General features: G+C 72.2%; 8 protein-coding genes. 6 read left to right on the forward strand and 2 right to left on the reverse strand.

The window, feature by feature from the left end; all coding sequences use genetic code 11:
* The first annotated feature begins 2 nt into the window (after positions 1–2).
* The 3 genes from IEZ13_RS33815 to IEZ13_RS33825 are packed head-to-tail and all read left to right on the forward strand — an operon-like array spanning position 3 to position 3322.
* Complete coding sequence (locus IEZ13_RS33815) at positions 3–1823, forward strand: ABC transporter permease (RefSeq protein WP_183224999.1); 1821 nt, start codon at positions 3–5, stop codon at positions 1821–1823.
* A 48-nt stretch (positions 1824–1871) separates the two neighbouring features.
* Entirely contained in the window at positions 1872–2936 is a 1065-nt protein-coding gene (locus tag IEZ13_RS33820; protein ID WP_183224998.1) for a hypothetical protein, read from the forward strand.
* Between the two features lie 26 nt (positions 2937–2962).
* Complete coding sequence (locus tag IEZ13_RS33825; protein WP_183224997.1) at positions 2963–3322, forward strand: hypothetical protein; 360 nt, start codon at positions 2963–2965, stop codon at positions 3320–3322.
* Positions 3323–3325: 3 nt separating this feature from the next.
* Here IEZ13_RS33825 and IEZ13_RS33830 read toward each other — a convergent pair whose 3' ends face one another.
* The gene (locus tag IEZ13_RS33830) at positions 3326–4843 is read right to left on the reverse strand and encodes a plasmid pRiA4b ORF-3 family protein (RefSeq protein WP_183224996.1); all 1518 of its coding nucleotides are present in this window, start codon (positions 4841–4843) and stop codon (positions 3326–3328) included.
* A gap of 180 nt (positions 4844–5023) precedes the next feature.
* Between IEZ13_RS33830 and IEZ13_RS33835 the strand changes: the two genes are divergently transcribed.
* The gene (locus IEZ13_RS33835) at positions 5024–7078 is read left to right on the forward strand and encodes an LLM class flavin-dependent oxidoreductase (RefSeq protein ID WP_183224995.1); all 2055 of its coding nucleotides are present in this window, start codon (positions 5024–5026) and stop codon (positions 7076–7078) included.
* Complete coding sequence (locus IEZ13_RS33840; protein ID WP_183224994.1) at positions 7075–7977, forward strand: LLM class flavin-dependent oxidoreductase; 903 nt, start codon at positions 7075–7077, stop codon at positions 7975–7977. Before IEZ13_RS33835 ends, IEZ13_RS33840 begins: the two co-directional genes overlap by 4 nt.
* Positions 7978–8046: 69 nt before the next feature.
* Here the strand turns inward: IEZ13_RS33840 and IEZ13_RS33845 are convergent, their stop codons facing one another.
* Positions 8047–9927, reverse strand: a complete 1881-nt coding sequence (locus tag IEZ13_RS33845) for a glycosyltransferase family 2 protein (RefSeq protein WP_229795379.1) — start codon at positions 9925–9927, stop codon at positions 8047–8049.
* Positions 9928–10042: 115 nt separating this feature from the next.
* Between IEZ13_RS33845 and IEZ13_RS33850 the strand changes: the two genes are divergently transcribed.
* On the forward strand, positions 10043–10471 hold the full coding sequence (locus IEZ13_RS33850; RefSeq protein WP_221245997.1) for a PPOX class F420-dependent oxidoreductase: 429 nt from the start codon (positions 10043–10045) through the stop codon (positions 10469–10471).
* The last annotated feature ends 109 nt before the right edge of the window (positions 10472–10580 follow it).

The raw sequence follows: 10580 nt of genomic DNA on the forward strand, positions 1-10580 counted from the left end.
CCGTGGGCCGCCTGCTTCTCGTCACCCGCCTCGCCGTCCGGGATCTGCGCCGACGCCCGGCCGAAGCCGTCCTCCTGCTCCTCGCCATCCTCGCCGCCACCAGCACACTCACCCTCGGACTGGTGCTGCGTGACGCCGCGAGCGACCCCTACCGGCAGACCCGGGAGGCGACCCACGGTCCGGATGTCGTCGTCTTCGCCGATCTGGCCGCCGTCGCCGAAGTCGTGCGGGACCCGGCGATCGTGGCGACCGGCGGCCCGTACCCGGTCGTCGCGTCACGGCTGGACTCCTCCGGGCGTACCTCTGATGTGCAGGTCATCGGCCGCGACGCGGAAGCCGCGGCAGTCGATCAACCCGCCGTCGTCGCGGGCGCCTGGGTGAGTGACGGCGGAGCCGTCCTGGAGGCGGCCTTCGCCGACGCCCTGGGAGTCCGGCCCGGCGATCAGGTCACCCTCGGCGGCCGGTCGTTCCGGGTGGCCGGAACCGCGGTCACCGCCGCGATGGCGCCGTATCCGGCCGTGACCTGCCTGGTCGACGAGGGCTGTCTGCACGGCGCCGTCCCGGAGGACCGATCGTTGCCGGAGGGCTTGCTGCGCAATCCGGGCCTGGTCTGGGTCACCCGGGCGGACGCGCGCGGCCTCACCGCCGAGACAGATTCATCACGGTACGTGGTGAGCGCGCGACTGGCCGACCCGGAGCAGACGCGTGCGTTCGTGGACCGGCATCTCGACGGCGCACCAGTCCCGGTCGGCATGGTGTCCTGGCCGGAGATCCGTGACGAGGCCACCGAACTGGCCCGTGACTCGCAGATCCTGCTGATGATCGGCGCCTGGCTGCTCGGCCTGCTCGCCACGGCCAGTCTCGCGGTGCTGGTCGGCGGGCGGATGGCGGACCAGACCCGCCGGGTCGGCCTGCTCAAGGCGGTCGGCGGCACCCCGGGCCTGGTCGCGGCCGTGCTGCTGGCCGAGTACCTGCTGGTCGCCCTGATCGCGGCCGCGGCCGGGTTGACGATCGGAACCTTGGCCGCGCCGCTGCTCGCCGAACCGGGCGCCGGGCTGCTCGGCACCGCCGGCACGCCGTCGCTCACGGTGACGACGGCTGGGGTGGTGACGGCCGTGGCCCTGGGTGTGGCGGTTCTGGCCACCACCGTCCCGGCACTGCGGGCGGCGAGAACCAGCACGGTCGGCGCGCTCGCGGACACGCCCCGGCCGCCCCGCCGGATCGGCTGGCTGATCAGGATTTCCGCGCGCATGCCCGTACCCCTGCTCCTCGCCCTGCGGGTGACCGCCCGGCGACCGCGACGGGCGCTCCTGGCCGTCGCCGCCATCGCCGTCACCGTGAGCGGCATCTACGTGGCGCTGATCCTGGACGGGTTCCTCACCGGGGACGCGATGGTGGCTGGATACACCGGGTTCCAGGTGGCGGCGCTGCGCCGGGTGCTGCTGGTGTGGACGGTCATCCTGCTATGCCTCACCGCGGTCAACGCCGTCGTGATCACCTGGGCGACCGTGCTGGACAACCGGCGTTCGTCGGCGCTGGCCCGCGCGCTCGGCGCCACGCCCGGGGATGTGAGCGCGGCGCTCGGGACTGCCCAGGTGCTGCCCGCGCTCGGCGGTGCGATCCTCGGCGTCTTCCCGTGTGGATACCTGCTTTTCGCCGCGATCATGCGGGCCACCGGTGGCGACGGGGACCGGGCCACGCCGCCGTCGTTTCCGCAGCTGGCGATCGTGGTGGCCGGAACGGTGCTGGTGGTGGGTGCGCTCACTGCGGTTCCGGCGCGGCTCGGCGGGCGGCGGCCGGTCACCGAGGCGTTGCGGGACTGACTCAACGTCGGTATCGGACGCTGGCGACGCCCCGCTACCGTGTCGGGCATGGTCCGTGAAGATCCCCGCACGTTCCGTTACGGCGTCCTGATCACGGTTCTGATCACCGGCGGGTTGCTCTGGCCGCTGGCCCAGGCCGACTGGTGGAGGTCACGCACCGATGCCACCGGATACACGCTCGTCGAGGAGAGCCTGACCGATATCGGGGGTGCCGCGTTCCTGTGGTTCGCCGGTGCGGCGCTGCTGGCGTACGCGGTCGCGACATGGCCGGTGCGGTTCCGCCGGGCGGCGACCGTCGCGGGCCTGGTCGCCTCGGCCGGTACCCTGATCGTCTGGACGGTGCTGCTGCTGCGGGTGCTGCGCCGCGAGGAGCAGGCGCATCAGGGCTGGGCTCCGCGGGTGTGGGAGCGACGATCCGATGTGTCCGGCCGGATGCTGGCGGAGACCGGCGCCGACGGGTTCACCTCGGCGATCATGGTGCTGGGCCTGCTGGCGCTGATCGGGTGCCTGCTGTCTTTCGGCCGGCGGCACGAGCGGACGGTCCTGATCGTCGCCACGATGGTCGTCGCCGTGGCCGGCGTCCTCACCGCCCGGGTGCGGGAGTGGGTCACGAGCGGGCCGGAGACGGCCGAGGTCGTCGGGAGCTGGCCGGACGGCTGGTTCACCGGACGGTCGACGGTCGTCATCCTGGCCGTGCTGGTCCTGATGTTCGCCGTGACCCTCAGACTGCGGCCGGGACAGTCCGGCGCCGTCAAATGGGGCATGCTCGTGGCGGTCTGTTCCTTCGTCGCCTTCTACCTGATCATGTTCGACACCGTCGAGAAGCCGCCGCTCTACCCGTATTCAGCCGACGAGACCACGGCGTTGCCCACCAACCCCGGCATCAACATGGCCGGGCTGCTGCTCCTGTCGATGTACCTGCCGCTGCCTGTCGCGATCCGGGTGGCCTGCATCGACCGGTTCCGGAGGACACCCGAGCCGCCCCTGCCGGAGCCGGTGCCCGATGACGTGGTCGCCGACGACGCGGTGCCCGATGACGTGTTGCCGGACGATGTGTTGCCGGACGATGTGGTTCCGGTAAATGTCGACACGCCGACGGGGCGGCCGGTTTGAGCGGCGGAGGGTCTAACTTCTCGGTCATGCGCGGTGATTCACATTACAGCCGGGACCATCAGCTCGGGGCCGCCATGGGCGCCTGGGCCGCGAGCCGGGACAGTCCGATCCAGACCGAACTCGACGGACCGCTCGACGGCGACGAGCTTCAACACATCTGGATGCTGACCATCTCCGGCGATCACCTCGAAGCCGTCGTGACCCTCTTCCGTGGCGCCCGCGCAGAGGTCACCGTGGTGTGGTTCTCCGCGAAGGAGGACGGCGTCTACACCGGCCGGGGGACCGGGCTGACCCCCGGCCGGCTCACCGAGATGCTGGAGGGCATCGCGGTGATGGAGCGCGGCGGCGCGGCGCCCGCCTGGCTCCGGCCGGTCGCCGAGAGCTGACGGTCAGCGCTTGAACCTGGCGGCCAGTGAACGGGACACCTCCGCGGCGTCGAATCGGGCCGGCTGGAACTCGTCGGCGTGGTCGAGGCCCAGCCACTCGCGCATCTCCGCGTGTGCGGGGTGGGCGGGATCAGCGAGGATCTCGACCAGTCGCTGGTAGCCCCAGATACCGCCGCAGTCGTCCGGCGGGGCGGCACGACGGCCGCCGGTGCATCTCGGGTACGTCTCCGAGCCCCGTTCCAGCACCTTCTCCACCAGGATGTCGTGCTCCCAGCCGTCACCGAAGTCGTAGGTGTACCGGATCCGGCCACCGGCGCCGGCCGCCACCTGTTCCAGGGTCACCGGGCGTTCGGCCTGATGATCCAGTTCCGGGTCGGCGACGCCGAACGTGCCGTACCCGGTCTCGAAGGCGTGCAGATGGCTGTCGTCCCAGTCGAAGGCGACCTGGATGATCGTGTGCAGGTCGGCCAGGCCGGTGTCCGCCGGGACCTCCAGGCGCCGCCAGATCGGCGGTTTCGCGTCCCGCAGACCCACCTTGAGTTGGAAGACCGGCGCCGGGCCGTCGGACTTCTTCCGTTTCGCCGGCAGCTTCGCACCCGGTGCCCGCCGTCGCGGCGACGTCTTCGTGGCTATGCGGGTGAACAGCTCGATCTCGTCGTCGAGGTGCTCGGCCGGCGGGCGCGACGGCTCGGGGAGGATGTGCACCCGCGCCCGCAGGAGCACGGCGAGCTGGTGGTAGCCGGGTTCGTCGCCGTCCTCGTACTCCGCGGCGATCTCGTCCGGGCCGAGGTCGGCGTCATGGGCGGCGCGGGCGGACAGGGCCCGCTCGGTCTGCCAGCGGAACTCGGCCGGATCCAGGTGGGCGCCGGTGATCGGCAGCCCGTGCTCGCGGGCGTTGTCCTCGATCGTGGCGACGACCTGCTCGAAAGCCTCACCGGGGAACAGCACGATGTCGACGGCGGCGTGGCAGTCGCTGTCGTCGATGTTGACCGCGAAACCGTCGATGCGCCCGGCCCGCTCGAACGTGCCGAGCAGGACCGACGACACCTGCCCGGACGGTTCGGCGAAGCGCCGGTAGACGCCGGGCGTCACCGGCGTGCGCGCCTCGGCCAGCCACCGTGGCGCACGCAGGCCGGCCGGTTCCAGGCGGGCGGCGGCCCCGGCGGCGGCGGTTCCGTCGTCGACCAGGGCGATCGCGTGCAGCACGGCGAGCGCGGCGGGGGTGGCGGTCCGTTCCAGCTCCGGCACGATGACGGCGGCGACAGCCTCGGCGAAACCCGCACCGGCCAGGTCGCCCATGGCCAGCAGGCCGGCGGCGAACAACTCCGCCTCGACGGCCTCCTCGATGTCGAGGAGAGGGCCACCGTCGTCGAGCAGGTCCGCGACGAGAGCGAGCGGTTGGAGTTGCTCGCCGGAGCAGTCCGGACAGTCGCACGTGACCGGACCGGCCTGGACCTGGCGCACGACGCGCTGTCCGGTGCTCCGGGATCTCTTCTTGCGGCCACGGCTGACAGGGCTCATCAGATCATCCTGCCGGATGCCGAGATCTCGGGTCGCGGGGTGTCACCCGGACGGGGTGATCCGCTTCCGGCCGCGGCCGGTGATACGGATCACGGCGCCCGGCCCCCGGGTGACGAGCCGCCTTCCGCCATCCGGCGCAACCATTCAGTGGACCCGTCAACCCGTTCGAAGGGCATCGCGATGAAGCTGAGGCATCGCCTCCGGATCGGCGCGCTCGTCAACTCCGGCGCCGCCGATGTCGCGCCACATGCCGAGGCCGCCGGCTATGACCTGGTCGCGGTCACCGGCCCGGACGCGTGGACCACGCTGAGCTGGATCGCCGGCCGGACCACCGGCATCCGCCTGCTGGCCGTCGGCCTCGCCGTGCCCGAGTTCGATCCCGCCGTGCTGGCCCGCTCGGCCGCCGCCCTCGATCTGCTTTCCGGCGGTCGCCTGGAACTCGCCCTTACCGGCGAGCCGGACGTCCTCACCGAGGCCATCGAGATCATTCGCGGCCTTCACGACACCGCCCGGCCCGGGCCGCTGCGCCACCCGGGACCGCGTTTTCGCATTCCGGGCGCCCAGCGTGGTCCGGCGCCGGCCCACCACATCCCGATCGCGGTCACCGGGCCCGGTCCGCTTCCGCTCGCCGACGGCTGGTTCGCCGGGACGCCCGCCGAGCTGCGGGCCGCGCCGGACCTGCCGGGGGAGAAGCGGCGCGCGGTCGTCGTACCCCTGGATTCTGGTCTCGGTGATCTGCTCGAAGCCGTCATCGAGCACGGCGCCGACACCCTCCTGGTCCCGATCTCGGATCCGGCCGATCTCGGCCGCTTCGCGGCGGGCGAGCTCCGGGAAGCGGTCGCCCGTCTGCTGCCACATCCGCTTCCGGTCGTCGCCAAACCCGCATCGGTACGGTCGAAGCGCCGCCCCGGCATCGAGTACGACGCGATCCCCGGCTCCCTGGCCGAACTCGCCGTCGAACCCGGCGACCCCGGCTACCAGCGGGTCCGCTCCACCTACATGCGCGGCGGCGCACCCGGCCTGGTGCTGCGCCCGCGCACCGTGGCCGAGGTCGCCGACGCGCTCGCCTTCGCCCGCGCCCACCCGCACCTGCCGTTCGGCGTGCGCAGCCGCGGTCACGGCATCAGCGGCCGCTCCACCAACGACGGCGGGCTGGTGGTGAGCGTCGCCGCCCTGGACGGGATCGAGATCCTGGACGAGTCGCGCCGCCTGGTCCGGATCGGCCCCGGTGCCCGCTGGATGGACGTCGCCCAGCGGCTGGCCCCGCACGGCTGGGCGATCACCTCCGGCGACTACGGCGGTGTCGGTGTCGGCGGGCTCGCCACCGCGGGCGGCATCGGCTGGCTGGCCCGCAAGCACGGCCTGACCATCGACCGGCTGGTCGCCGCCGAGATGGTCCTGGCCGACGGTGGCCGGGTCCGGGCGTCGCACCGGGAGAACCCGGACCTGTTCTGGGCGGTCCGCGGCGCCGGTGGCAATTTCGGTGTGGTCACCGCCTTCGAGTTCGAGGCCGACGAGGTGGGCAACGTCGGATTCGCGCAGCTCGCGGTCGGCGCCGACGACCCGGCCGAACTGCTGGTCCACTGGGGACGGGCGATCGAGGAGGCGCCCCGGGACCTGTCCGGCCAGCTGATCATGGGCCCTGCGCGCCGCGGTCAGCCGAGGATCGCCCAGCTCGCCGCGGTCGTGGAATCCGACGATCCGCAGACCATCGTCGGCCGGCTTCAGCCGGTCGCCGCGGTCGGGCCGCTCTACGATCAGAACGTGGTGCTCACCCCGTACGCCGGGATCATGGCCAACGCCTCCCCGGCCGGCCACGACGGGCACGGCGAGCCGGTCTCCCGGTCGGCGCTGGTCGACCACCTCACCCCGGAATTCGCCAAGGCGGCCGCCCGGCTGATGGACAGCGGCGCCGCCCACTGGTTCCAGATCCGGACCGTCGGCGGGGCGGTCGCCGACGTGCCGGCCGACGCGACCGCCTACGCCCACCGGTCCGCCAACTTCTCGGTCGCCGTGATGGGCGCCGACGAGCGCCGCCTGGACACCGCCTGGTCCGAGCTGCGCGACCATTTCGACGGCCTCTACCTGAGTTTCGAGACCGGCCGGGGCGCGCGCGTCCTGGACGCCGCGTTCCCGCCCGCGACGCTGGCCCGCCTGCGGGAACTCAAGCGCCGCTACGACCCCGGCAACCTGTTCCGCGACAACTTCAACATTGAACCTGGGGGTACGCGATGACCGACTACGGTCATGATCTGCTCTTCGGCGTCTTCGTCACGCCTACCGCGGAACCGGTGCGGCAGGCGGTCGACGCGGCCGTCGCCGCCGACCGGGCCGGGCTCGACCTGGTCACCTTCCAGGACCATCCGTACGTGACCCGGCTCGCCGACACGTGGACGCTCATGTCGTACGTCGCGGCCCGTACCGAACGGATCCGGATCAGCGGCAACGTGCTGAGCCTGCCGATGCGCCCGCCCGCCGTGCTGGCCCGCTCGCACGCCGCGCTGGACCGGCTCACCGGTGGCCGGATCGAGATGGGCCTCGGCGCGGGCGCCTTCTGGGACGGCATCGAGGGCATGGGCCAGCGCCGCCTCACCCCCGGTCAGGCGGTCGACGCCCTCGACGAGGCGATCCAGGTGATCCGTGAGGTGTGGGACGCGGACGCGCCGGGCGGGATCCGGTTCGACGGCGAGTACTACCGGGTGGCCGGGGCCAAACGCGGTCCCGCCCCGGCGCACGACATGAGCATCTGGGTCGGCGCGTACAAGCCGCGCATGCTGCGCCTGATCGGCCGGGCCGCGGACGGGGTGCTGCCGTCGCTGTCCTACCTGCCCGGCGGGATCGAGGGCTACACCGAGATCAACCGGCACATCGACGGCGCGGCCGTCGAGGCGGGCCGCGAACCGGCCGCGGTACGCCGCCTGCTCAACATCGACGGCACCTTCGCACCGGCCGGCACCGGCTTCCTCAAGGGCCCGCCCGAGCAGTGGGCCGAGGACCTCGCCGGGGTGGCGCTGGAACACGGGGTCAGCGCGTTCATCCTGGCCACCGACGATCCCGCGGTCATCGCCACCTACGCCGGGGAGGTGGCCCCGGCGGCCCGCGAACTGGTCGCCGCCGAGCGGGACCGAACCTGACCGGCTGCGCCGGACAGCACGAAGGCGGTGACCCGGACCGGGTCACCGCCTTCGCCCATCCGCGTACCGCTAGGCGGCGGCCCGGACCGCCTCGTCCAGCTGGACGGGCGTCACGTAGCCGGCCTCGACGGCCAGGTCGCCGAGTTTCTGCCACGGGCCCTCGGTGATGATCTGCCGGTCCAGGAGCTCGCCGAGCTGCGACTCGTCGAGCAGGCCGGCGGCCATCAACCGCTCGCCCACGTGCTTGCGCGCGGTGACCGGCCGGCCCTGCGACCGCCGGCCCAGGGCCAGATGGGCCACCGGGGCCAGGCAGGTGACGATGGTCAGCAGCGCCCACAGGTACAGCGACAGGAACGTGTGACCCAGCGCGATTCCGGCCACCATGAAGGCGGCGCTCAGGACCGCCCAGCCCAGGTGCGGCCGGAAGGTGCGCCAGGTGTCACCGGTCGCCGCCTTGCCCTTCGGGGTGACCACGTAGGCCAGCGGCCGTCCGGCCAGCTGGGCGGCCGCCGCGGCCAGGTAGACCGGCGCGGTGGCCAGTTCCAGCGCCATCCCGGACAGACCCCACGAGCGACGCTCGTGGGCGACCAGGTTGAACCGGCGGGTGAATTGGATGAACGCCAGCCCGAACGCGATGTTGGCCAGGAACAGGGCGGCCCACAGCACACCGGGCAGCTTGGTGATGGTGATTCCGCCGACCAGGTAGAGGCCGGTCAGGAAGATGCCGCTGACCCAGGAGATCGCGGTGGTGGGGTAGTGGGTCTGCAACGCGGCGAAGGACAGCCGCTGGCTCACCCTCGGCAGCCGGCGCAGGACCGCCGGCGAGTGGCCGCGGGCGATCTCCCAGATCCCGTACGCCCACCGCTTCTGCTGGCTGAAGAAGTCCGAGTACGTCGCCGGGCCCTCGCCGACCGCAATGATGTCCGGCGTGTAGACGCCGCGCCAGGTGCTGCCGGTCGCCGGGTTGACCGCCCCGAAGATCACCATCGAGGTGAGGTGGTCCTCGATGATGGAGTCCTGGTAGCCGTCGATCTGCTTGAACGCGGCCGGCCGGTACAGGTGGTTGGTGCCGATCAGCAGCGGCGCGCCGAGCCCGTTGCCGCCACGCTGGATCACCCCGTGGAACAGGTAGGCCAGCTCGGCCGCGCCCCGGGCCACGAACGACTCGGTGAGGTTCGCGTACACCTGCGGGGCGACCACGAACGCGGTGTCCGGGTCGGCGAAGTAGCCGAGCGTGCGCTCCAGGAAGTTCGGGTACGGCACGTGGTCCGGGTCCATCTGCGCGACCACGTCGTAGTCACTCTCGTGCGCCGACCGCCAGGAGTTGTGGTTGCCGTGCTTGGTGCGCGCCTTGTACGGGCCGGACGGCTGGTTCCACTCCGGGTGCCCCTTGCGGCTGAAGTGGCGTACGCCGAGCCGCGCGCACCGGCGCCGTACCTCCGGGTCGTCGCCCTCGTCGAGCAGCCAGACGTCGAGCACGCCGTCGTGCCGGATCCGCTTCATCGCCCGCAGGGTGGCCATGACCAGCTCGACCGGCTCCTTGCCGGGGACGATCGTGGTGAGCACGGCCACCCGCATGCCGCGCGGCGGCGTCATCGGGATCGGGTCACGCGCCCGGGCCGCGAAGAACGTCAGCACGCAGGTCCGCAGCCCGACGATGACCTGCATGATCACCATCACCGCGAGTCCGGTCACGGTGAGCGCGGCCATCACCGGGTTCAGCCCGTCGACCACCGGCAGGTTGCCCGGCAGCAGCAGGTACACCCCGAGCACCACGGCCACGACGACGTGCGCCACGCCGAGCGAGCGCAGTGTCCAGTCGTCGCGCCGCGAGTAGGCGGGCCGGTACAGGACCCGGCCTCCGGTAGGCCGCAGAGGCCCGGTGATCTCGGTGGCCGTTCGGCCGTAGAGCGCACCGGGTATCCGTCTCTCCACCAATTGTTCGGTCACATGTCTCCCCGTTCTCGATCGTCGGGCCACCATCGGCGGGCGATCCGGGAATCGGAGGAGATTGCGAAGCGGACACCGGCTGCGGCGGGTCGATCCGCCGGGCAGAATGCCGGGTGTGGCGCAGACGATGAGCGAGCCGGAGTGGCGGGAGTTCCTCGGCGCGGGGACGCGGACGGGGAAGCTGGCGACGGTCCGGGCCGACGGGTCACCGCACGTGGTGCCGGTGTGGTTCGTGTTGGACGGCGGCGATCTGGTGTTCAACACCGGTGCGTCGTCGGTGAAGGGCCGGAACCTGGCCAGGGATCCGCGGGCCGCGCTCAGCGTCGACGAGGAGACCCCGCCGTACGCGTTCGTCACCGTCCGGGGAAGCGTGACCGTCAGCACGGACCTGGACGACATGCGGGTCTGGTCGACCCGGATCGCGCACCGGTACATGGGCGCCGACCTGGCCGACCGGTACGGCGCCCGCAACGCGGTCGAGGGTGAGCTGCTGCTGCGCCTGCGGATCGAGCACGTCGTGGCCTTCGGCGGGGTCGCCGACTGATCGACATGGCATTGAGCCGCCACCCCGGGGTGGGGTGGCGGCTCAATGTTCTGTCAGCTCAGCTTGACGTTGAAGATGGGGTTGGCGGCGAGCTTCTTGAAGGCGGCGA

The organism is Actinoplanes campanulatus (genome assembly GCF_014647795.1).
GTDB classification, from domain to species: domain Bacteria; phylum Actinomycetota; class Actinomycetes; order Mycobacteriales; family Micromonosporaceae; genus Actinoplanes; species Actinoplanes campanulatus.